22 protein-coding genes are annotated in these 22,483 nt (G+C 65.3%); 2 read left to right on the plus strand and 20 right to left on the minus strand.

Annotation, left to right across the window (positions count from 1 at the left end; genetic code table 11):
• Window positions 1-36: 36 nt before the first annotated feature.
• The 4 genes from glpK to ACVMIH_RS23915 all read right to left on the minus strand — a co-directional run bounded on the left by glpK (window position 37) and on the right by ACVMIH_RS23915 (window position 4,943).
• Window positions 37-1,539 carry a glycerol kinase GlpK gene (glpK, locus tag ACVMIH_RS23900; RefSeq protein WP_076830963.1) on the minus strand — a complete coding sequence of 501 codons (1,503 nt, stop codon included), beginning with the start codon at window positions 1,537-1,539 and terminating at the stop codon, window positions 37-39.
• Window positions 1,540-1,901: 362 nt separating this feature from the next.
• A complete protein-coding gene (locus tag ACVMIH_RS23905) occupies window positions 1,902-2,891 on the minus strand; it encodes an SGNH/GDSL hydrolase family protein (protein ID WP_076830966.1) in 990 nt (329 codons plus the stop codon).
• Between the two features lie 13 nt (window positions 2,892-2,904).
• Window positions 2,905-3,687, minus strand: coding sequence for an SGNH/GDSL hydrolase family protein (locus tag ACVMIH_RS23910; RefSeq protein WP_141339786.1), 783 nt, complete (start codon window positions 3,685-3,687; stop codon window positions 2,905-2,907).
• On the minus strand, window positions 3,684-4,943 hold the full coding sequence (locus tag ACVMIH_RS23915; RefSeq protein WP_076830969.1) for an OpgC domain-containing protein: 1,260 nt from the start codon (window positions 4,941-4,943) through the stop codon (window positions 3,684-3,686). The genes ACVMIH_RS23910 and ACVMIH_RS23915 overlap by 4 nt, the downstream gene beginning before the upstream one ends.
• A gap of 287 nt (window positions 4,944-5,230) precedes the next feature.
• Here ACVMIH_RS23915 and apaG point away from each other — a divergent pair, with 287 nt between their 5' ends.
• Complete coding sequence (gene apaG / locus ACVMIH_RS23920) at window positions 5,231-5,629, plus strand: Co2+/Mg2+ efflux protein ApaG (RefSeq protein ID WP_076830971.1); 399 nt, start codon at window positions 5,231-5,233, stop codon at window positions 5,627-5,629.
• Window positions 5,630-5,720: 91 nt separating this feature from the next.
• On the opposite strand, the gene ACVMIH_RS23925 is transcribed toward apaG, so the two are convergent.
• The 3 genes from ACVMIH_RS23925 to ACVMIH_RS23935 form a co-directional block, all read right to left on the minus strand.
• Window positions 5,721-6,740 carry an Hsp33 family molecular chaperone gene (locus tag ACVMIH_RS23925; RefSeq protein WP_456863528.1) on the minus strand — a complete coding sequence of 340 codons (1,020 nt, stop codon included), beginning with the start codon at window positions 6,738-6,740 and terminating at the stop codon, window positions 5,721-5,723.
• Between the two features lie 221 nt (window positions 6,741-6,961).
• Window positions 6,962-7,888, minus strand: a complete 927-nt coding sequence (gene argF, locus ACVMIH_RS23930; protein ID WP_028342316.1) for an ornithine carbamoyltransferase — start codon at window positions 7,886-7,888, stop codon at window positions 6,962-6,964.
• The gene (locus ACVMIH_RS23935) at window positions 7,888-9,096 is read right to left on the minus strand and encodes an acetylornithine transaminase (RefSeq protein ID WP_456863530.1); all 1,209 of its coding nucleotides are present in this window, start codon (window positions 9,094-9,096) and stop codon (window positions 7,888-7,890) included. The genes argF and ACVMIH_RS23935 overlap by 1 nt, the downstream gene beginning before the upstream one ends.
• A gap of 487 nt (window positions 9,097-9,583) precedes the next feature.
• Between ACVMIH_RS23935 and ACVMIH_RS23940 the strand changes: the two genes are divergently transcribed.
• Window positions 9,584-10,096, plus strand: coding sequence for a GcrA family cell cycle regulator (locus tag ACVMIH_RS23940; protein ID WP_076830977.1), 513 nt, complete (start codon window positions 9,584-9,586; stop codon window positions 10,094-10,096).
• Between the two features lie 240 nt (window positions 10,097-10,336).
• Here the strand turns inward: ACVMIH_RS23940 and phoB are convergent, their stop codons facing one another.
• From phoB to ACVMIH_RS24005, 13 genes are all read right to left on the minus strand, one after another.
• Window positions 10,337-11,047, minus strand: a complete 711-nt coding sequence (gene phoB / locus ACVMIH_RS23945) for a phosphate regulon transcriptional regulator PhoB (RefSeq protein ID WP_016844067.1) — start codon at window positions 11,045-11,047, stop codon at window positions 10,337-10,339.
• Between the two features lie 145 nt (window positions 11,048-11,192).
• On the minus strand, window positions 11,193-11,909 hold the full coding sequence (gene phoU, locus ACVMIH_RS23950) for a phosphate signaling complex protein PhoU (RefSeq protein ID WP_016844066.1): 717 nt from the start codon (window positions 11,907-11,909) through the stop codon (window positions 11,193-11,195).
• 106 nt (window positions 11,910-12,015) lie between these two features.
• Complete coding sequence (pstB, locus tag ACVMIH_RS23955; protein ID WP_057019451.1) at window positions 12,016-12,834, minus strand: phosphate ABC transporter ATP-binding protein PstB; 819 nt, start codon at window positions 12,832-12,834, stop codon at window positions 12,016-12,018.
• Window positions 12,831-13,676 (minus strand): phosphate ABC transporter permease PstA, encoded by an 846-nt coding sequence (pstA, locus tag ACVMIH_RS23960; RefSeq protein WP_050386784.1) that lies wholly within the window; start codon window positions 13,674-13,676, stop codon window positions 12,831-12,833. The genes pstB and pstA overlap by 4 nt, the downstream gene beginning before the upstream one ends.
• A gap of 4 nt (window positions 13,677-13,680) precedes the next feature.
• Window positions 13,681-14,670 carry a phosphate ABC transporter permease subunit PstC gene (gene pstC, locus ACVMIH_RS23965; RefSeq protein ID WP_057019452.1) on the minus strand — a complete coding sequence of 330 codons (990 nt, stop codon included), beginning with the start codon at window positions 14,668-14,670 and terminating at the stop codon, window positions 13,681-13,683.
• Window positions 14,671-14,898: 228 nt separating this feature from the next.
• On the minus strand, window positions 14,899-15,909 hold the full coding sequence (pstS, locus tag ACVMIH_RS23970) for a phosphate ABC transporter substrate-binding protein PstS (protein WP_076830985.1): 1,011 nt from the start codon (window positions 15,907-15,909) through the stop codon (window positions 14,899-14,901).
• Between the two features lie 135 nt (window positions 15,910-16,044).
• A complete protein-coding gene (locus ACVMIH_RS23975; RefSeq protein ID WP_456863533.1) occupies window positions 16,045-17,358 on the minus strand; it encodes an ATP-binding protein in 1,314 nt (437 codons plus the stop codon).
• Window positions 17,359-17,442: 84 nt separating this feature from the next.
• The gene (locus tag ACVMIH_RS23980; protein ID WP_026192163.1) at window positions 17,443-18,498 is read right to left on the minus strand and encodes a putative bifunctional lysylphosphatidylglycerol flippase/synthetase; all 1,056 of its coding nucleotides are present in this window, start codon (window positions 18,496-18,498) and stop codon (window positions 17,443-17,445) included.
• 331 nt (window positions 18,499-18,829) lie between these two features.
• Window positions 18,830-19,057: a SelT/SelW/SelH family protein gene (locus ACVMIH_RS23985; RefSeq protein ID WP_253638520.1), complete on the minus strand. Its 228-nt coding sequence runs from the start codon at window positions 19,055-19,057 to the stop codon at window positions 18,830-18,832.
• A 19-nt stretch (window positions 19,058-19,076) separates the two neighbouring features.
• A complete protein-coding gene (locus tag ACVMIH_RS23990; RefSeq protein ID WP_456863535.1) occupies window positions 19,077-19,985 on the minus strand; it encodes a haloalkane dehalogenase in 909 nt (302 codons plus the stop codon).
• Entirely contained in the window at window positions 19,982-20,572 is a 591-nt protein-coding gene (locus ACVMIH_RS23995) for a TetR/AcrR family transcriptional regulator (RefSeq protein WP_141339766.1), read from the minus strand. The genes ACVMIH_RS23990 and ACVMIH_RS23995 overlap by 4 nt, the downstream gene beginning before the upstream one ends.
• Window positions 20,573-20,680: 108 nt before the next feature.
• Complete coding sequence (locus ACVMIH_RS24000) at window positions 20,681-20,977, minus strand: hypothetical protein (protein WP_057019456.1); 297 nt, start codon at window positions 20,975-20,977, stop codon at window positions 20,681-20,683.
• Between the two features lie 2 nt (window positions 20,978-20,979).
• The gene (locus ACVMIH_RS24005) at window positions 20,980-22,374 is read right to left on the minus strand and encodes an OmpA family protein (RefSeq protein ID WP_076830999.1); all 1,395 of its coding nucleotides are present in this window, start codon (window positions 22,372-22,374) and stop codon (window positions 20,980-20,982) included.
• Between the last annotated feature and the right edge of the window lie 109 nt (window positions 22,375-22,483).

Consider the following 22,483-nt stretch of genomic DNA (forward strand, 5'->3'; position numbering starts at 1 on the left):
GGAGAGGTGGAGAAACATCGCGGCGACACCGCTCCCCTACTCCCCCTCGTCGCTCGCCAGCACGCCCTTCACGGCGCGGGCCCAGCCGGCGAGCTTGCGCTCGCGCGTCGCCTGGCTCATCGCCGGCCTGAAGCGGTGCTCGAGCCGCCAATTGTCGGCGAACTTGGCGGGCTCCGGATAGACGCCGGCATCGAGGCCGGCGAGATAGGCGGCCCCTAACGCCGTGGTCTCCTGGATCATCGGGCGGTCGACCGGCGCGTTGAGCAGATCGGCGAGCCGCTGCATGGTCCAGTCCGAGGCGGTCATGCCGCCGTCGACGCGCAGCACGGTGTTGGCGGCGTTGGCCTCCGGCCAGTCGGTGCGCATCGCGGCCCACAGATCGAAGGTCTGGTAGCACACGCTCTCCAGCGTCGCATGCGCGAGCTCGGCCGGGCCGGTGTTGCGGGTGAGCCCGAACAGCGCGCCGCGCACGCGCGGATTCCAGTACGGCGCGCCCATGCCGACGAAGGCGGGCACCAAGTAGACGCTCTGCATGGAGTCCGATTTGTCGGCAAGCGGTCCGGTCTCGGCGGCGTGCTTGATGATGCCGAGCCCGTCGCGCAGCCACTGCACCGCGCTGCCGGCGACGAAGATCGAGCCCTCGAGCGCGTAGGTGCGCTGGCCGCCGAGCTGGTAGGCGATGGTGGTGAGCAGCTTGTTCTTCGAGGCCACCGGCGTGGTGCCGGTGTTGAGCAGCGCGAAGCAGCCGGTGCCGTAGGTCGACTTCATCATGCCGGGCTCGAAGCAGGCTTGGCCGATGGTCGCGGCCTGCTGGTCGCCGGCAATCCCGGAGATCGCGATCGGGCCGCCGAACAAGTCCGCCGTGCTCTCGCCGAACCGGGCGGAGGAATCCTTCACCTCGGGAAGCATCGAGCGCGGTACGCGCAGCAGCCTGATGAGGTCATCGTCCCAGGCGCCGGTATGGATGTTGAACAGCAGCGTGCGCGAGGCGTTGGTGGCGTCGGTGGCGTGGACTCTCCCGCCGGTGAGCCGCCACAGCAGATAGCAGTCGACGGTGCCGAACAAGAGTTCGCCGCGCTCGGCGCGCTCGCGCGCGCCCGGCACGTGATCGAGGATCCAGGCGACTTTGGTGCCGGAGAAATAGGGATCGATGATCAGACCGGTCTTGGCCGAAATCACCGACTCATGGCCCTCGGCCTTGAGTTTTGCGCAGATGTCGGCGGTGCGGCGGTCCTGCCAGACGATGGCGCGGTGCACGGCCTGTCCGGTGGCGCGGTCCCACACCACGGTGGTCTCGCGCTGGTTGGTGATGCCGATCGCGGCGATATCTTTCGCCTTGAGGCCGGCCTTCTCCAGCGCCTCGCGGCACACCATCACGGTCGAGGTCCAGATGTCCTCCGGCTCGTGCTCGACCCAGCCGGAGGCGGGGAAATGCTGCGGAAACTCCTGCTGCGCGACGGCGGCGATGGAGATATCGCCGCGAAACACCATGGCGCGCGACGATGTGGTGCCCTGATCGATGGCCAGCACGAAAGACATGAGCGTTTCCCTTAAGGCTTGGGTGCAAGCGCCAAGGGAGCGGATTACCGCGGCGAGGTCAAGATTGGTGGTGAGTGCCGAGATGGTCGAGGCAAGAGTCCGCGAGGGTATCAGTCCCGTCATCCTGAGGTGCGAGCGGAGCGAGCCTCGAAGGATGCACGGCCCCCCAAGTCGGGCCGTCGACCCTTCGAGGGCCGCTGAAGAAGCGGCCACCTCAGGGTGACGGTGATGGAAATGAGCGCACCGCCTCAACCGTCATTGCGAGGAGCGAAGCGACGAAGCAATCCATCCATCAGCGCAAACGGACGAATGGATTGCTTCGCTTCGCTCGCAATGACGGTTGGAGCGGCCGGGCAGCCCGATCACATCGGCCGGTAGGTCCGCACATCGGCGGGGACGTTGACGCCGATCTTGATCGCGCCGACCGAGCGGATGATGTCGTCGCCGAGCAGCTGGGCGAAGCAGGCATAGCCCCAGTCGTTCATGTGCAGGCCGTCGGCGATGACGAAATCGGTGATCGGGATCGCCTGTTTCTCGTGCCAGTCGCGCATCACCTCGAAGCGCGGGAAGATGCCGACATGACGCAGGGCGGCGATGCGGCCGAGCAGCTTCACCATGCCGCGCGCGCTTTCGGGGCGCTCGGTGACGCGCGGCGAATATTGCGGATCGACCAGCACGACGTCGGCGCCGGACGCCTGAAGGCGCGCCACGCCGTCCTCGACCTGCCTGGCGGTCTCGGTCGGATCGAGGTTGCGCAGCACCGCGTTGGTGCCGACCTGCCAGATCACCATGTCGGGATGGACGTCGATCACTTCGGTCTGCAGCCGCTTCATCATCTCGGGCGCGTCCTCGCCGCCCTTGCCGCGATTGAGCACGGTGATGTCGGCGGACGGATACTGCCGGCGCAACTGTCCGGCGAGCCGGTTCGGATAGGTGAATTCCGGCGCCGACGAACCATAGCCCTGGGTCGAGGACGAGCCGAATGCGATGATCACGACCGGCTTGCCGGCGGCGAGCTTGGCCGCGACATGCGGCAGCGAACCGGTGCTGTTCGGCACGCCCTTGGGCTGCTGACAGGGCACGCGGTGGAAGATGTCGCTGGCGGATTTCGCGGCCTGCTTCACCTTATCGAGCGCCTTCGCGGCGACGCCGGGTTGCGGCGGATTGGTCGCGTCAGCCGTCGCAGCGGGCTGCGTTGCATCAGGCTTTGCGGCCTCGGTCTTGCCGTCGGACGAAAGCGCTGCATGCTGGTCGGTCTGCGCGCGCGACGGTGCGACCGCGAGCAGCGTCAGCACCGCAACGGCACAGAGACCTCGCCCTGCGGAAGCGCGAAAAGGGAAGGCAAAACGCATTTACTCTGCTTCCTTAATTCTGCTGCACCGGGCCCAGATGGGCCGCATCGATCACGAATTTCGCCAGTGCGCGGCCGAGACAGGCATGAACCTTCTTGGCCAGATCGACACCATGCGAGGTGCTGAACAGGTCAAAATATCCGGCGTCGCTCCACTGCTTCATAATCGCGAACCGGTCGAACAGCGGAACGTCGTGCTGCTGCGCCACCACCTTCATGTTGTCGAGATAGGGCGGTGCAGAGATCATCGTCTCCGTACGCGGGCTGTATTGCAGATTGACCAGCACCACGTCGGTCCCGGCGTCCCGCAACGCAACAACGCCTTCGTTGATGGCGGTACGGAAATCGTCGGGATCGATTGCTCGCATAGCATCGACGGTTCCGGTCTGCCAGATAACCAAAGTAGGCTTTTTTGCTTCAACAAGCTTAACAAGAGTTCCCGCGGTCTCCTCGGCGGTGCTCTTTCCCTGTAATTCTACGGATAGATCGATCGTCGACGACGGCAACGCTTCCTTCAGCGCCGCCTGCAGCGTGGCCGGATAGGCGCTCGCCTCGTTGCCCTGGATGGTCGAGGAGCGGCTGCCGACCACCAGCACGTTGAGCGGCCGGTTGGACTTGATGGCGTCGGTGACCTTGGGCAGCGAGCTCTCGCTCGTAAGCAGATAGGCGGGCACGTCGCAGGGCGGCGGCGGGGGCGGCTCCGCGGTGTCGCCGGCGCACGCAGGCGCCGCCGCCAAACCGGCCGTCAGGCAGGCTGCGAGCAGCGTCAGGCCCAGCATCGTCCGCGCGGACTTCATGCTCCCCCTCCCGCCAGATCGGCGTTGCCGGCGGCGCCTTTTTTCGAGGCGCCTTTGTCGGCGGAGTGCTTGTACCACGAAATGATCCACGCCATGCCGCACATGATGAGGATGCCGCAGACGCTGATCAAGGCGTGCAGTGCGGCACCGCCAGATACTTCGGCAAGCACGAAGTGACCGGCGAAGGCGAGGAAGACCCCGAGGCAGAATATCTCAAGCGAATGCTGGCCACACAGGATCAAAGGTCGCAGCCAGGGCGATTTCAGGCCCGGCCAGTCCTTGGGCAGGAAGCGCACGGTGAGCGCGGCGAGCGCCAGGAAGTGCGCGAATCGCAACACGTCCAGGTCGGTCTTGTTGATCGGATACATCCACTGCTCGATCACCTTCGGCATGATGTGGCCGAGCTGCGGCACGTACCAGGTCAGGGTCACGAAGAACGCCGCGACCAGATAGACGATGCAGATCCACATCGTGATGTTCGACGACAGGATCCGCGACATCCGCCGCGCCCCGCCGAGCGCGCACCAGGCGCCGAACACGAACAGCAATTGCCAGGCGAACGGATTGAACGCCCAGAAGCCGTTCGGATAGGCCGAGAGATAAAGGTCGAACTGCCAGGTCAGCGCGTAGAGCACGACCGAGAGACCGAGCGTGACGTCGGGCTTCCATTTCATCAGCCACAGGATCAGCGGCAGGAACAGCATCAGCACGATATAGAGCGGCAGCACGTCCATGTTGACCGGACGGAAGCGCAGCAGCAGCGCCTGGACGATGGTGACGTCGGGCTGCTTGAGGAAGTCCATGATCCCCATTTCCTCGCTGTAGAGCGGGTTCTCGAACGAGGTCGCGACATAGGAGATCTCGGCGAGGAAGATCGTGAACAGGAAGACGTGCGCGACGTAGATCTGCCAGACCCGGCGCAGGATGCGCGCGGTCGCGATCACGAAGCCGCCCTCCAGCATCGCGCGGCCGTAGACGAAGGCCGCGGTGTAGCCGGAGATGAAGATGAAGATCTCGGTGGCGTCGGAGAAGCCGTAATTGCGGATCGTCAGCCAGGTCAGAAGATTGGTCGGCAGATGATCGATGAAGATCAGCCACAGCGCGAGCCCGCGGAACAGATCGAGGCGGAGCTCGCGCTCGCCGGTCGCCGGCAGCGTGATCGCGGGCGCAGCAACCTTCGCCTCGGCCTCTGCCTTTACTTCGGCCTTGACGTCAGCCACCGGCGAACCGGCTATGGGATCGGCAATCGAGCTCATCAAACACCGTGTCGGCCGCGGACGCCCCGCACGCCGTGCTGAAAAGATAATATCGGTCCGCGAGTTGCCGACAAAGCACGGAGTGCGGCGGCATGCGGCCGCGCTTTAGAGCGGAACTATGTTGAAACCGCGATGAAGGGGCCGCCCCAAATCCGGCTTTCCAAGCCCGCCCTTTCGCGGCCTGGCAGGCGATTGGTTCCGGCGGTTCAATTGGCTATGATAGCGCCCTGTTTGAGCATGATCCGGTCGAAAACGGACCATGCGCCAGGACCATCGGATTGAGCCGCATGTACCGCGCCGTTACCCGCCAGATCGAAGTCACCGTCGAGCCGAACTTCATGCCGGAGCGCTCGTCGGTCGACCGGCGCGAATATTTCTGGTCGTACAAGATCGTGATCGTCAATTCGGGCCCGGATACGGTGCAGCTGCGGACGCGGCACTGGATCATCACCGACGCCACCGGCCGCCGCCAGGAGGTGCGCGGCGAGGGCGTGGTCGGCGAGCAGCCGGTGCTCGCGCCCGGCGAACGCTTCGAATACACCAGCGGCGTGCCGCTGCCGACCGCCTCCGGATTCATGACCGGCAGCTATCAGATGGTCACCGAAGCCGGCGAGCGCTTCGACATCGACGTGCCGACATTTTCGCTGGACAGCCCGAGCCCGGGCGGCAAAAGGGTGCTGAACTGACGCCTGCGTAGCCCGGATGGAGCGAAGCGCAATCCGGGGCAGGTGCATCCGCGGTTGGAGCGGCCCCGGATTTCGCTGCGCTTCATCCGGGCTACGATGACGAACGCGTCTGCTCCACGCCGGCTTCCTGCGGCGTGAATTCATACACCGACGAGCAGAACTCGCAGGTCACGACGACCTTGCCGTCCTTGACCATCTCGGCGCGGTCGTTCGGCGCAAAGCTCTTCAGCATCGACGACACCGCGTCGCGCGAGCAGGAGCACTGCGCGCGCAGCGTTTGCGGGTTGAAGACACGCACGCCACGTTCGTGGAACAGGCGATAGAGCAGCCGCTCGCCGGACAGGTCGGGATCGATCAGCTCGACGTCCTCGACGGTCGAGATCAGCGACTGGCCCTCGACCCAGGCGTCATCGTCCGGCACGCTATGCGTGGCCGTGCCTTCCGGCGCATCGCCGGGATGCAGATCGGCCTGCTTGGCGCGCTCGGGCGCCTTGGGCAGGAATTGCAGCAGGATGCCGCCGGCACGCCAGTGCAGCTTGCCGCCCTCGCCGCCGCGCATCTCCTCGCCGACCGCAAGCCGCACCCGGGTCGGAATCTGCTCCGAGCGCAGGAAATATTCGTGGGCCGCCTCTTCCAGGCCGCCGCCGTCGAGCGCGACCAGTCCCTGGTAGCGGCTGGTGTTGGAGCCCTGATCGATCGTCATCGCAAGGTGGCCCTTGCCGAGCAGCTCGCCCGAGCTCTGGCCGTTCTTCAGGCGCGATGCGTCGTAGCGCGCATAGGCGCGCAGCCGGTCGGGCGCCTGGAAATCGACGATCAGGAGCGAGACCGGACCTTCGGTCCGGGTCTGCAGGATGAAGCGGCCCTCGAACTTGACCGACGAGCCGAGCAGCGTGGTCAGCACGATCGCCTCGCCGAGCAGCTTGCCGACCGCGGGCGGATAATCGTGCTTGTGCAGGATCTCGTCGAGCGCGGGGCCGAGCCGGGTCAGCCGGCCGCGCAGGTCCAGCGCGCCGACCTCGAATGCCAGCACGGCATCGTCGACCGGAACCGCTGAGGGCGCGCGAACCGGCGCCTCGGGCGTGTTTTTGATGTCGGGGGATTGTGAAACCATGGCGCTCTATCTGGGGTCTCGGACCATGAAATAAAGGGGTTCACTAACGCGGATGTTTCCGTCGTCCCTGCGAAAACATGCGAAAGCAGGGACCCATAACCACCGATGTGAGTTGCTTGCATCAAGCTGGTGCCCCAGCCTTCGCAACAATTGACAGCGATGGTTATGGGTCCGGGGTCGCGCTTCGCTTGCCCGGGACGACAACGCTTACTGATCTCCGACTACGCGACCGCGTCGAAACACCAGGCCAGAATGCCCTTCTGCGCATGCAGGCGGTTTTCCGCCTCGTCGAACACCACGGATTGCGGCCCGTCGATCACCTCGTCGGTGACCTCCTCGCCGCGATGCGCGGGCAGGCAGTGCATGAACAGTGCGTCCGGCTTGGCGAGCGACATCAGCTTGGCATTGACCTGATAGGGCCGCAGCACGTTGTGGCGGTGCTCGCCCTCCTTGTCGCCCATCGACACCCAGGTGTCGGTGACGACGCAGTCGGCGCCGCGCACGGCGGCTTCCGGATCGGTGCCGAGCATGATCGGCGCGCCGGTCGCCTTGATCCAGTCGCGCATCGGCTTCTTCGGCGACAGCTCCGGCGGGGTCGCAACATTGAGCTGGAACTTGAACCGCTCGGCGGCATGCGCCCAGGAGGCCAGCACGTTGTTGTCGTCGCCGGTCCAGGCCACGGTCTTGCCCTCGATCGAGCCGCGGTTTTCCTCATAGGTCATGAGGTCGGCCATCACCTGGCAGGGATGCGAACGCCGGGTCAGGCCGTTGATGACGGGAACGGTGGCGTGAGCCGCGAGCTCGAGCAGCGCGTCATGGTTGAGGATGCGGATCATGATCGCATCGACATAGCGCGACAGCACGCGCGCGGTGTCGGCGATGGTCTCGCCGCGGCCGAGCTGCATCTCGGCGCCGGTCAGCATGATGGATTCACCGCCGAGCTGGCGCATGCCCACGTCGAACGACACCCTTGTGCGGGTCGACGGGCGCTCGAAGATCATCGCCAGCGTCTTGCCTTCGAGCGGCTTCCTGCCCTTCTCATGCGCCTTCAGCTTCGCCTTCATGGCGGCTCCGGCGGACAGCATGTTGCGCAGTTCGCCGAGCGGCAGCTCGTTGATATCGAGGAAGTGACGGACCGGCTTGCTCATTATCCAGCCGCCTTCTTCGGCTGCGCCACCGACAATGTCGCGCAGGCGCGCTCGAGCGCGGTGATCGACTGGTCGATCTCGGACTCGGTCACGATCAGCGGCGCCAGGAACCGCACCACATTGTCGCCTGCGCCGACGGTGAGCAGCTTCTCGCTGCGCAGCGCTGCGATCAGGTCGCCCGACGGCACCACGGCCTTGACGCCGATCAACAGCCCCTCGCCGCGTACCTCCGACAGCACGCCGGGATAGCGGTCGACGACGGAGGCGAGCTTCTGCTTGAGCAGCAGCGACATCTTCTGCACATACTCGAAGAAGCCGGGTTTCAGCATGACGTCGAGCACGGCATTGGCGGCGGCGACCGCGAGCGGATTGCCGCCGAAGGTCGAGCCGTGCGAGCCGGGCGCCATGCCGGCCGCGGCCTGCGCGGTCGCCAGCACCGCGCCGATCGGGAAACCGCCCCCGAGCGCCTTGGCCAGCGACATCACGTCCGGCGTGACGCCGGTGCGCTTGTAGGCGAACAGCTCGCCGGTTCGGCCCATGCCGGTCTGCACCTCGTCGAAGGCGAGCAGCAGGCCGTGCTCGTCGCACAGCGCGCGCAGTGCCTTGAAGAACGCCTGTGGCGCCGAGCGCACGCCGCCCTCGCCCTGCACCGGCTCGATCAGGATGCCGGCGGTGTGCGGACCGATCGCCTTCTTCACCGCGTCGATGTCGCCATGCGGCACCTGGTCGAAGCCGTCCATCGGCGGGCCGAAGCCCTCGAGATATTTCGCCGAGCCGGTCGCCGCCAGCGTGCCCAGCGTGCGGCCGTGGAAGGCGCCCTCGAAGGTGATGATGCGGTAGCGCTCGCCATGGCCCTTGGAGAAGTGATAGTGGCGGACCAGCTTGATCACGCCCTCCATCGCTTCCGCGCCGGAATTGCAGAAGAACACGAAGTCGGCAAAGCTCTGCTCGCACAGCCGCGCGGCAAGCACCTCGCCGTCCGGGCTCTTGAACAGGTTCGACATGTGCCAGAGCTTGGTCGCCTGTTCCTGCAGCGCCTTGACGAGATGCGGATGCGCGTGCCCGAGCGCGTTGACCGCGACGCCCGAGGTGAAATCGAGATAGCGGTCGCCGTTGGTTGCGATCAGCCAGGCGCCCTCACCGCGCTCGAAACCGAGATCGACCCTGGCGAAGACGGGGAGCAGATGCGACGTGGCAGCGTTGGTCATGACGATCACTGGCGGTTTTTAAGCCGACAATTGCCGCGCGCCTTGACGCCAGCGCAGCAACGGCCAGCTTCGGAAAACAAAACGGCCGCCTTTGCGGGCGGCACGTGGCGGGCATTCTATGCTGCGGTCGGTAAGTGTCAATCGCCACGAAGTGGCCTTCCTGCAATGCGAAACGAGCGCAATCCGGAGCATTCCGGTGCGGTGGAAAAGCCTCATCGCGATGCTTAACTGTGTGGGAACATGTGGACGCACGACCGCGGACTCTTGCGCCAGAGTCACGCCATATTGTAGCGTTTGGCCTGTCGGGTACGACATCTCGTGCGGCGGTACTGGACCCTCTAAGTAGCCTTTGTGTCTCGCGTAAACGTTCGGGCGCAACACCGTGCCCGGCGAGGGCTAAGGGATTCTGGCCGCAGGGATATTTGTCCAGATTGGCTCGCAGCGCCGCTCCAATGATTGGCCGGCGCTACGCGAAGGGAAGAATGCGATGACTGTATTGACCTGGTCCGACGATCGCGTCGAGCAGCTGAAGAAGCTCTGGGAGTCCGGCCTGTCGGCCAGCCAGATCGCGGCGGAACTTGGCAATGTGACGCGAAACGCCGTGATCGGCAAAGTGCATCGGCTCGGCCTCTCCGGCCGCGCCAAGGCACCCTCCACGGCCGCGCCGCGGCAGCGCAAGGCCCGCCCCGCCCAGCACATGATGCGGGTGGCGCGCCCGGTCTCGCGCGGCAACACCGCGCTGGCGCACGCCTTCGAGGCCGAGATGGAGCCCGATCCGATCTCCTACGACAATGTGGTGCCGATGAGCCAGCGGCTGTCGCTGCTCGAGCTCAACGAGGCCACCTGTCACTGGCCGGTCGGCGATCCCTCGAGCCCGGAATTCTTCTTCTGCGGCGGCAAAGCGCTCGGCGGCCTGCCCTATTGCGCGCATCACTCGCGCGTCGCCTACCAGCCCGCCGCCGATCGCCGCCGGCCGTCGGCGAAACCGCAGATCAAGTGAGCACTCGGGAAAACGACGGAAGACCTCAAAGACAAATCCCCGCGAAAGCGGGGATTTTTTTGTGTGACCCAGCCCGGCTATATCACCAGCGTCGTCCCGGCGCAGGCCGGGACCCATAACCACGAATGGGTGTTGTTAGAAAGCCGTCTGGCCGCGTGCCGATTGCGCTGGCCGCGGCGTATGGGTCCCGGCTTTCGCCGGGACGACGCCGTGTTGCGGTTTATGAATGCCGCATGGCCGTTACGGCTGCGGCTCGGCCTTGGCAAAGCGGTCGTCGAGCGCGTAGCCGGCGCCGCGCACAGTGCGGATCGGATCCTGCTCGCGGCCCGGATTGAGCAGCTTGCGCAGGCGGCCGATATGCACGTCGACGGTGCGCTCATCGATGTAGATGTCGCGGCCCCAGACGCTGTCGAGCAATTGCTCGCGGCTGAACACGCGGCCGGGATGCTCGAGGAAGAATTCGAGCAGGCGATACTCGGTCGGCCCGAGATCGATCGGACGGCCCGAGCGCGCCACGCGGCGCTTCTCGCGGTCGAGCTCGATGTCGCCGTAGGTCAGCACGGTCGCAAGCCGCTCCGGGCTGGCGCGGCGCAACAGGCCCTTCACCCGCGCCAGCAGCTCCGGCACCGAGAACGGCTTGACGATGTAATCGTCGGCGCCGGTGGCAAGCCCGCGCACGCGCTCGCTTTCCTCGCCGCGCGCGGTCAGCATGATGATCGGAAGCTGCTTGGTCTCGGGCCGCGCCCGCAGGCGGCGGCACAGTTCGATGCCGGACAGGCCCGGCAGCATCCAGTCCAGCACCACGAGGTCGGGAACGCGCTCCTTCAGCCTTGTATCCGCATCGTCGCCGCGCCCCACCGTCTCGACATCGTAGCCTTCCGCATCGAGATTGTAGCGCAACAGCGTCGTCAGCGCTTCCTCGTCTTCGACTACCAGAATGCGTGCGCTCATCGGTTTAAGTTCTTTCTCTGTGGTGATCCGTTGCCCAGACGCAAACCGAAACGCTTACTTCCTTGAGCATAGTCCCCGCGGAAACGATTTGTCGCGAGGATCGTCCAGTTTCGCTCTTGCCGGTTCCGTGCTTGCCGATCATGCCTCAGTTGCCCGGCACCGTGGTGGCAAAAGTGGTCATGTCGCCCTTCGGGCGCTTGTCGGTGATCTGCTGGCCCTCGATCATGTAGAACACGGTCTCGGCGATATTGGTGGCGTGATCGCCGATCCGCTCGATGTTCTTGGCGCAGAACATCAGATGGATGCAGAACGAGATGTTGCGCGGATCTTCCATCATGTAGGTGAGCAGTTCGCGGAACAGCGAGGTGCAGATCGCATCGACCTCCTCGTCGCCCTTCCAGACGTTCATCGCCGCCGGCAGGTCGTGCGCGGCATAGGCGTCGAGCACCGACTTGACCTGCGACAGCACGAGGTCGGTCATGTGCTCGAGGCCGCGGATCAACTTCAGCGGCTGGAAATCGCTCTCCAGCGCCGCGACGCGCTTGCCCATGTTCTTGGCGAGGTCGCCGATCCGCTCGAGATCGGTGGCGACGCGCATCGCGCTGACGATCTCACGCAGGTCGATCGCCATCGGCTGGCGGCGCGCGATCGTCAGCACCGCGCGCTCTTCGATGTTGCGCTGCAGATTGTCGATCTCGATGTCGGCGGCGACCACGCGCTTGCCGAGCGCGACGTCGCGACGGATCAGCGCGTCGACCGACTCGGTAATCATTCGTTCGACCAGGCCGCCCATCTCGGCGACCAGGCGGGTCAACTCCTGCAGGTCGCTGTCGAATGCCTTGGCGGTATGTTCAGAAGCCATCGCTTGTCTCCCTCAACCATGATCCCGGGGATCATGGCTTCGTGTCCTGAATTTTAGCATGACCTGATCGGAAAACCGGTTTCCACTTTTCCGGATCATGCGCCGGTCAACCGAACCGGCCGGTGATGTAGTCCTGGGTGCGCCGATCGCCCGGTGAGGTGAAGATCTTGTTGGTGTCGTCGAACTCGATCAGCTCGCCGAGATACATGAAGGCGGTCTTGTCGGAGACGCGCGCCGCCTGCTGCATGTTGTGGGTGACGATCGCGATCGTGTAGTCCTCGGAGAGTTCCTGGATCAGCTCCTCGACCTTGGCGGTCGAGATCGGGTCGAGCGCCGAGCACGGCTCGTCGAACAGGATCACCTCGGGGCGCACCGCCACGGTGCGCGCGATGCACAGGCGCTGCTGCTGGCCACCGGAGAGCGACAGGCCGGAGGCGTTCAGCTTGTCCTTGACCTCGTTCCACAGCGCGCCGCCGCGCAGCGCCTTCTCGACCCGGTCGTCCATCTCGGACTTCGAGATCTTCTCATAGAGGCGGATGCCGAAGGCGATGTTCTCGTAGATCGTCATCGGGAACGGCGTCGGCTTCTGGAACACCATGCCGACCCGCGCGCGCAGCAAGTTGAGGTCGAGCTTGGGGTCGAGAATGTTGGTCTGGTCCAGCATCAGCTGGCCGACCGCGCGCTGACCCGGATACAGGTCGTACATCCGGTTGAAAATGCGCAGCAGGGTCGACTTGCCGCAGCCGGACGGGCCGATGAACGCCGTGACGCGGTTGGTGCCGAGCGTCAGGTTGATGTTCTTCAGCGCGTGGTGCTCGCCGTAATAGAAGTTGAGGTTGCGCACCGTGACTTTCGGCGGCGCTTCCGGCAGCGGAACCTGGGGAATGTGGCCTGCGGCAGTCGTGGAGACGGAAAGCTCGGTCATTTTGCGGCCCTTTCGGCACCAAGGATACGCGCGCCGATATTCAACGCGAGCACGGTGAATGTGATGAGCAGCGCGCCGCTCCACGCCAGCTCTTTCCAGTAGGCGTAGGGGCTCTGCACGAAGTTGTTGATGGTCACTGGCAGGTTGGCCATCGTCTTGGTCAGATCCAGGCTGAAGAACTGGTTCGACAGCGCGGTGAACAGCAGCGGCGCGGTCTCGCCGGCGACGCGGGCGGTCGCCAGCAGCACACCGGTGATCAGACCCGATCGCGCGGCACGATAAGCGATCCGCTTGATCACCAGCGAACGCGGCAGGCCGAGCGCGGAGGCGGCCTCGCGCAGCGGATTGGGCACCAAGAGCAGCATGTCCTCGGTGGTGCGCAGCACGACTGGGATCACGATCACCGCGAGCGCAAGGCTGCCTGCGATCGCCGAGAAGCCGCGCATCGGCACCACCACCGCACCATAGATGAACAGGCCGATGATGATCGAGGGCGCGCTGAGCAGGATGTCGTTGATGAAGCGGATCACCGAGGTCAGCTTGTCGTGCTTGCCGTATTCGGCGAGGTAGGTGCCGGCGAACAGGCCAAGCGGCGCGCCGATGCCGACGCCGATCACGGTCATGATGACCGAGCCGACGATGGCGTTGAGCAAGCCGCCTTCGGTCGAGCCGGGCGGCGGCGTGTTCTGGGTGAACAGCTGCACGCTGAGGCCGGCAAGGCCGTTATAGAGCAGCGTGATCAGGATCAGCGCCAGCCAGGTAACGCCGAACAGCGCAGCGCCGACACAGAGTGCGCGGATGACGATGTCGCTGCGGCGGCGGGATTTGTAGATCGGGTTCATGGCGTTACTTCCCCGCCTTCTTTTCAAGCCGCATCAGCATCAGCCGCGCGCCGGCGAGCACGAAGAAGGTCAGCACGAACAACAGCAGGCCGAGCAGGATCAGGCCGGACTGGTGCAGGCCGTCGCTCTCGGCGAATTCGCTGGCGATCGCCGCCGAGATCGTGGTGCCCGGCGCGAAGATCGACGACGAGATCCGGAACGAGTTGCCGATGATGAAGGTCACCGCCATGGTCTCGCCGAGGGCGCGGCCGAGCGCCAGCATGATGCCGCCGATCACGCCGACGCGGGTGTAGGGGATCACGACGCTGCGAACGACTTCCCAAGTAGTGCAGCCCATGCCGTAGGCGGCCTCCTTCAGCACCGGCGGCACGGTCTTGAACACGTCGACCGAGATCGCGGTGATGAAGGGCAGCACCATGATCGCAAGGATCAGCGCAGCGTTGAACAGGCTGAGATAGGACGGCGGGCCGGCGAACACCGCGCCCAGCACCGGGACGCCCTCGAAGATCCGGATCATGAAGGGCTGGAAGGTGTTGGCCAGGAACGGGCCGAGCACGAAGAAGCCCCACATGCCGTAGATGATCGAGGGGATGCCGGCGAGCAGCTCGATCGCGATGCCGATCGGGCGGCGCAGCATTTGCGGGCAGAGCTCGGTGAGGAACACGGCGATGCCGATGCCGACCGGAATGGCAATCAGCATCGCGATGACCGAGGTGATCAGCGTGCCGTAGATCGGGCCGAGCGCGCCGAGCACCGGTGGATCGGCCGAGGGCGCCCAGCGCTGCGTCCAGAGGAAGGCGAAGCCGTATTCCTTCATCGCCGGCCAGGCGCCGACGATCAGCGACAGGATGATGCCGCCGAGGATCAACAGAACCGAAATCGCCGAGATACGGGTGATCCAATAGAAGGTGAGGTCACCGAGCTTGAAGGCGCTGAGGGCCTTGGCGCGATCGTAAGGTCCCGCGGCTTCCATCACATCGCTCTGAACAGCCATGTCTGCCACGCCAATCCCCTCTTTAGTATGCAAAAGCCACGCAAACCGCTACGCCCCGAAGCGATCTTCACTGACGCATTTGGCCGGGCGTCGTCGTTCCAGCCACGCCCCTTGAGGCGCGAACCCGGCCTCGATCGCGCGCTTATTGCCGCGGTGATGGAGACCGGGTCTTGGTCGCTCAACCTGTGCCGCGATCGAGTCGGCACAGGCCCTGTCGCAGCGTCGGACTTAGCTCTTGATGTCCGACGACCAGGTCTTCTCGATCAGCTTGACGACCGAGTCCGGCATCGGGATGTAGTCGAGCTCTTCGGCCGCCTTGTCGCCCTTCTCGAAGGCGTACTTGAAGAACTTGAGCGCTTCCTGCGAGGCCGCCTTGTCGGTCGAGTCCTTGTGCATCAGGATGAAGGTCGCCGCGGTGATCGGCCAGGAGGCCTCGCCCGGCTGGTCGGTCAGGATCACGTAGTAGCCGGGAGCCTTGGCCCAGTCGGCATTCGAGGCGGCAGCCTGGAAGGCAGCCATGGTCGGCTGCACGGTCTTGCCGGCCTTGTTGACCAGCCCGGTGTAGGTCAGCTTGTTCTGCTTGGCGTAGGCATACTCGACATAGCCGATAGCGTTCTTGGTCTGGCTGATGTTGCCGGCAACGCCTTCGTTGCCCTTGGCGCCGACGCCGACCGGCCACTCGACCGCGGTGCCGGAACCGACCTTGGACTTCCAGTCGGCGTTCGACTTGGAGAGATAGTCGGTGAAGTTGAAGGTGGTGCCCGAACCGTCCGAACGGCGCACGACGGTGATGGCATCGCCCGGCAGGGTCAGCTTCGGATTGAGTTTGGCGATCGCCGCGTCATTCCACTTGGTGATCTTGCCGAGATAGATGTCGCCGAGCACTTCGCCCGACAGGATCAGGTCACCCGGCTTGATGCCTTCGAGGTTCACGACCGGGACGATCGCACCCATCACCATCGGCCACTGCACGAGGCCGTCCTTCTCGAGTTGCTCGTGCTTGAGCGGCGCGTCGGTGGCGCCGAAGGTCACGGTCTTGGCCTGGATCTGCTTGATGCCGGCGCCGGAGCCGATCGACTGGTAGTTCAGACCGTTGCCGGTCTCCTTTTTGTAGGCGTCAGCCCACTTCGAATAGATCGGGAACGGAAACGTCGCGCCCGCGCCGGTAATATCGGCAGCGAAGGCCGACGTCGAAGCGGCGATCACGCCGGCTGCGACGATTGCTTTGATGAAATTCATGGGTGGTCTCCATCCAGTGAGCGAAGCGCCGAATGCGCCCGATCGCGCTCACGCCGGTCCATCTAGGAGCGGTCGGTGCTGCTTTTACGAAGGTTGGATGACAGTTGGATGACAGTACTAAGCTTCTGAAAACGCTTAGCTTTGAGTTGGCAACGGGGTCTTCGGCCGGGGAAAACAGGCGGTAAAAGTGGCCCCGTTCTTCGGCACGCTCTCGATCAAAAGACGCCCGCGATGACGGTTAAGAATATGTTTCACCAACGATAATCCGAGGCCCGTTCCGCCCTGGTTGCGGCTGTCGCCGACGTCGACCCGGTAGAAGCGCTCGGTCAGCCGCGGCAGGTGCTCGGGGGCGATGCCGGGGCCGAAATCCCGTACCATGACACGGATTTCGGGGGCCCCTTCGCCCGATGCACCCGAAACGGCCTGATTCAGCGACACTATGACGCGCCCCCCGGAGGCGCCGTATTTGAGGGCATTCTCGATCAGGTTCTCGAACAGGCGGAGCAGTTCCTCGCGGTCGCCGGCGATCATGACCGGAGCCTGAGGCAGGTCGCCCTCGATCTCGACCTGGCGCTCGCTGGCCAGTGCCTCGAGCCCGTCGGCGACCTGGCGGATGATCGGCACGATGTCGATCGAGGCCTCGGGCCGCACATGGGCCGACAGCTCGACCCGCGACAGCGACAGCAAATCGTCGATCAGCCGCGCCATGCGGGTCGCCTGGGTGTGCATGATGCCGAGGAAGCGCTCGCGCGCCCGCGCGTCCTCGCGCGCCGGCCCCTGCAGCGTGTCGATGAAGCCGGACAAGGCGGCGAGCGGCGTGCGCAGCTCGTGGCTGGCATTGGCGACGAAGTCGGCTCGCATCTCCTCGACCCGGCGCAGCGGCGTCAGGTCGTGGAAGGTCATCAGCATGCACTTCTCGGTGCCGCCGAACTGGGTCGGCACCGGCACCGGCGTGATCACCAGTTCCATCCAGCGATCGACCGGAACGTGGTCGGTGTAGGTGGCGCGGCGTGGCTCGGTGGTCGCGATCGCCTCGCGCAGCGCGGTGATGATCTCCGGCGAGCGCAGGGCAAATTGCGCCAGTTCGTTCTTGCGCAGCGCAGGCGCGAGCTGCGCCGCTGCGGCGTTGAGATGGATGACGCGGCCGGCGCGATCGAGCAATACGGCCGGATCCGGCATGCCGGCGACGACCGCGCTGACGGCGGCGGCCTCGACCGGATTGACGCCGCGGACATCCTCGCGCGAGGTTCCGGCATCATGCAGCCGCCACGGCACCAGCGCCGCGGCCGCGATGCAGACGAACACGGCGCAGGCGCGCACCAGCGACAATTCGCCGAGCGCGACCACCACGCTCAAGGCCAGCGCTGCGGCAAGCAGGATCAGCGCGGAGTGGCGCAACCGGTCGGGCCAGGGCGAGAAGATGGAGGAATGCGAATCGTCAATTGCCATCGCGGCGGCTTTCATCCCGTCGGTTCATGTCTCGCCCAGGCGCGGTCATAGCGACCTTCCCTCGGGAGGCATCGGGCCGCTTCATCAGACCCCGGAGTCACCGCGCTTGCGAACCAGAACCGCCTCATGGTGCGGCTCGGCGCGGGGACCCGAATCAGCCTGCGGCAGCCGTTTGAGTCGGGCGCCGACAATAACCTCCCGAAACGTCAGCAAGATTACAGATATGACGAACGGCGCAATATAGTAGAGCAGCCGGAACAGCAGCATACCGCCGAGCAGGTCCTCGCGGTCCATCTGCCAGAGGCCGACCAGCATAGCGGCGTCGAACACCCCGAGGCCGCCGGGGGAGTGGCTGGCGAAGCCGAGCAGGGTCGCCGACACGAAGATGACGGCGACCACGACGAAGCCGAGATTTGGCTCGTCCGGCACCAGCACGTACATCGCCAGCGCGCAGAAGCCGAGGTCGAGGATGCCGATCGCGATCTGCAGCAGCGTCAGCGGGCCACCCGGCAGGGTCACCGTCCAGGGGCCGCGGCCGACCACCCGCGGCTGGGTCCAGACCCAGACCACATAGGCGACCAGCGCGGTGATGATCGCGAATGCCAGCGCCCGGTTGAGCCAGGGCGGCAGCTGGTCGATGTTGGCGGCGGCCTCGGGGTGGTAGGCGATGCCGAGCCCGAGCACCGCGGCATTGCCGAGCCAGAAGGTGAGCCCGGCGAGAAAGCAGATCTTGGCGACGTCGATCGCGTTCAACCCCCACGCCGAATAGATCCGGTAGCGCACCGCGCCGCCGGTGAAGACGCTGGCGCCGACATTGTGGCCGATCGAATAGGAGGTGAAGGCCGCGAGCGCGTTGATGCGATAGGGCACATGGGCGTGGCCGATCGCGCGCACCGCGAACAGATCGTAGAAGGTCAACGTGAAGTAACCCGCCGCGACGAACAGTCCCGCCAGGGCAATCTGCCGCGGCTCGGTGCTCTTGATGGCCTCGAGCACCTCGTTGGTGTCGATGCCGCGCAGCATGTGATAAAGGACGTAGCAGGCGATGCCGATGACGGCGATGCTGATGACAACACCCAGCCGATGCAGGATTTGCTTCTGGCGCAGAAACGCCATCGCCCTGCGTATTGCTTCCAGCATCTAGACCTCGAATTGCGATCCCGCGACGACGGCTCCCGGGCGATCTCCGCCGGCGCTTCGCTGTGCCCTGGCCCGTGTAGCGCGTTTTAAACCGGAGTGGAATTCGTCAAAAGACAATAAAACGCGCATCTTCAAGATATTACGGATGATTCATGACAGCGGGTGCACAAATATGCGCGTTTCCCGCCGCCTTCGACAAGACTTGACATGCGCGTGCGGCAGTTAGCCCGCCGAACGGTCCGCAAGGCCATCCGGAAAACTACGGTGAAGTACCGGCACGGCCGAATAGAGAATGATCTTCCGTACTCGCCGGGAGGCGCTCCGCCGATCATCAATCCCGCGCGGCCGTGACCGCGGCGACGATCTCGGCGGCATCGGGAAAATGTCCCTTCGTGCGCCTGGCGACAACCTCGTCGCCGAGCTTGACCTGGAAGATGCCGCCCTTGCCGGGGATCAGCGTCGCATCGACGCCGAGGCGCTCGCGCAACAGCGCCGCGGCCTCTTTGGCACGCTTCTCGTAGCCGCACGGCCGGCAATAGGTGATCGAGACATCCCTCATGTCACGCGCTCCGTGCCCCTCATGCGGCGTGGCGCTGCGCGGAGGCAGCCTCGACGCCGGCGATCCAGCCGGCCACAGAGCGGCCGATCGCCTCCGGATGATCCTCCTGCAGATAGTGCGCGCCCGCACCGAGTTGAATGACCGCGCAATGCTTGAGCGTCTTGGCGAATTCGGCGGCAAAGGCCGGTGACACCAGCGCCCCGGGCGTCGCCGCGAACAGCAGCTTCGGATAGGTCGATGCCGCGAGCACCGCATGCGCCACCGTGAGCGCCTCGGCGACATCGGCCGGCTCGCCGGCGATCGGCAGCTCGCGCGGCAGCATCAAGGTCGGCTTGCGGCTCTCTCGCGTCGCAAACGGCGCGCGGTAGGCGGCCATCTCCTCCTCGCCGAGCGTGCGCAGGATCGAGCCGGGCAGCACGCGTTCGACAAACGCATTGTTGTCGAGGATCATCGCTTCGCCCACGCCCGCGGTACGGAATTTCCGGAACGTCTCCCGCGCGGCGTCGTGCTGGTGGAAGTCCGACCAATCGCGCATCGGGCGGATGAACTCCATGAAGGCGAGCCCGCGCACCAGTTGCGGACGGCGTGCCGCGAGGTGGAAGGCGAGCGCCGTGCCCCAGTCCTGGGCGACGAGATAGGCCGAGGCGATGCCGAGCTCGTCGATCAGCGCGTCGAGATAGTCCGCCTGGTCCAGGAAGCGATAGCCGATGTCGGGCTTGCCGGACTGGCCGTAGCCGATCAGGTCGGGCGCGATGCAGTGCCCGACGGGGGCGACCAGCGGCATGATGTTACGCCAGATGTAGGATGACGTCGGATTGCCGTGCAGGAACAGCACGTGCGGCGCGTCGCTGCGGCCGGTCTCGCGATAGGCCATCGTAGACCCAAGCACGGCGCGATGATGCAGGCTGATATCGGGGGATCTGGTCATGGCAACTCCTTGAACACGGTTTGGAATGCGATCGTCTTGAAACGCGTCAGCGCCGCTTCGCTGCGTTCGACCTTCATGCGCAGCATCGCGCCCTGCCAGGATGCGAGCAGGAAATCGGCCAGCTGATCGGGATCGAAGTCGGAGGCGATCTCGCCGGTGGCCTGAGCCTCGGCGATGCAGGCCGCAAACGGCGCGCGCCATTCCCGGAAGATGTCGTCGAGCTGCTCGCGCAGCATCTCGCTCGAGCCCGACGCCTCGAGGCTGAAATCGCCGATCAGGCAGCCGCGGGTGAAGCCGTCATGCGCGAGCTTGCCGGTGATCAGATCGAGATAGCTCCTCAGCCTTTCGCGCGGCGTCAGCGTCGTGTCGCCCAGCGCTTCGGCAACGAGGCCGCGCACATAGACGAAGTAGCGGTCCAGCACCTCGGATGCGAACAGCTCCTTCGAGCGGAAATGGTTGGTGAAGGAGCCCTGCGGCGCGCCGGCGGCGGCGGTGACGTCGCGCACGCTGGTGCCGTGATAGCCGGTCCGGAACATTTCCGTCAGGCCGGCGTCGAGGATGGCATCGCGGAGAGAGGGTTTTGGCATGGACAGGATTTAATACGTACGTACGTATTGATGTCAAGCGCTAAAACGAATGCAGTTCGCCCTGCGCTTGGCGACGCCGCTCAGGCCTGTCGGATCAGGGGATTGAGGTCAGCTCGCGGGCTTGCTGCGCGAAACCACCCAGTCGCGCAGCCAGGAGCCGATCGCGCAGCCGACGAGATAGAGCGCGAACATGACCAGGAAGAGATCGAGCCAGTAGCCGAACCGGCCGGGCACGATTCGCGCGAACGACGCCGCCACCAGCGCGGCGGCGAGCAGCGCCAGCCAGCGCATCCAGACCTTCGAGACCCCCCGCGCCCGATGCACCACCGCGATCCAGCCCATGCAAAAGCCGAGCAGCGCCGCGCCGAGCAGCCAACCCCAGAAGAATGTCGCGAGCACGGTCATCGCTACTTCACCACGAATTCGATGCGGCGGTTCTGCGCCTTGCCGTCTTCACTCTCGTTGCCGGCCAGCGGCTGCGTGCTGCCATAGCCGATCGGCGTGAAGCGGCTGGCAGGCAGCCCGGCGCGCACGAGGTAATCCACCACGGCCTGCGCGCGGCGTTCCGACAGTGCCTGGTTGGCGGCCTCCTCGCCGTCGCTGTCGGTATGGCCGGCGATCTCGATCGTCGCATTGGGGCAGCGCAACGCGGTCTCGATCAGGCGGTCGAGCAGGCCGGCGGAATCCGGCACGATGTCGGCCTTGCCGGACTCGAAGCGGATCTTGCCCTTCGAGAGAATTTCGGAAAACAGCTGCTGGCACACCGTGGGATCGACCGGGGCAGCCGCCGGCTTGACCGTGACCTCGGCCTTGTACTGCCAGCCCTGCGGAAAATCCTTGCCGAGCCCGTCGCGGATCTGGCCGGCGGCAGCATCGTAGAGCGCATCGCCCGACAGCTTCACCTCGCGGTCCGATACCACCAGCGTTCCGGTCGATAGCCGCGACAGCGCGCCGAGCGCGGGCACCACCGCGGCCGCGAAACCCGACGGCGCGCCGATGCTGGCCTTGAGATTGTCGACCACCTTCTCGCTGAAGAACTTGCGGCCGGCGGCGGCGACCAGCGCGGCATGCACGTTGTTGTCGGGCACGTAGCCGGTCAGCGTCAGCGTCACCGCAACCGGGTCCTTGTAGGCCTGGAACACGTAAGGCGGCGCCTTGATGTCGTTGGCGGCGATCGAATAGCCTTCCGGCAGGTTCTTCAGCGCCGCGGCGACCGCTTCGCGTCCGCCGAGCTCGCGCGCCATGCCGGCGAGATTGACCTTGTTGTCGGTCAGCGTGATCTTGCCTTCCTTCAGCTTGCCGATCTGGTCGAGCAACAGCAGCGCCGCCGCGTCGAACCGCAGCGGCGCGCCGCGGGCGAGCACCATCTGATCCACCACCTCAACGCCGCCGAGACCGGCCTTCGCGGCTTCGGTCAACTTGCCCTTGCTCGACGGCAGCGGCGCATTGCCGCCGAGCGTGACCCGCACGACGTCGCGTTCGGCGGACCAGACAAAGGGCTTGGCTTCGGGAACAAGGCGGGTCTCGTCGTTGACCAGCCGCACGCCGGGCACGGCTTCGACCGACGCCACCGCGCTGAGGCGGCCGTCTTCGGAGAAGGCGTTGGCCGCGAACGTAACGTCGCGGCCGTCGACGCTGATGCGGCGCTTGTCGAGGACTGTGTCCTTCAGTGCGGCATTGGAGCGCGCGGCAAGGTCCGCTTCGACCGTTGTGGTGCTCGTCCAGGCCGCGATACCCCAAAGCACGACCAGTGGAATCACCCCCGGCCACCACTTGCTACTCCACTTGAAAAGTCCGTGCATTCAGCGTCCTGCGGGGTCGGGAACCAGAGAGAAAACAAACCCTTGGCTGACTGTCAAACCCCAAATGACGCGCCATGGCGGGGGCGCCATGTCGGACCGGGATAACAGT

Source organism: Bradyrhizobium sp. USDA 4503, from assembly GCF_054055815.1.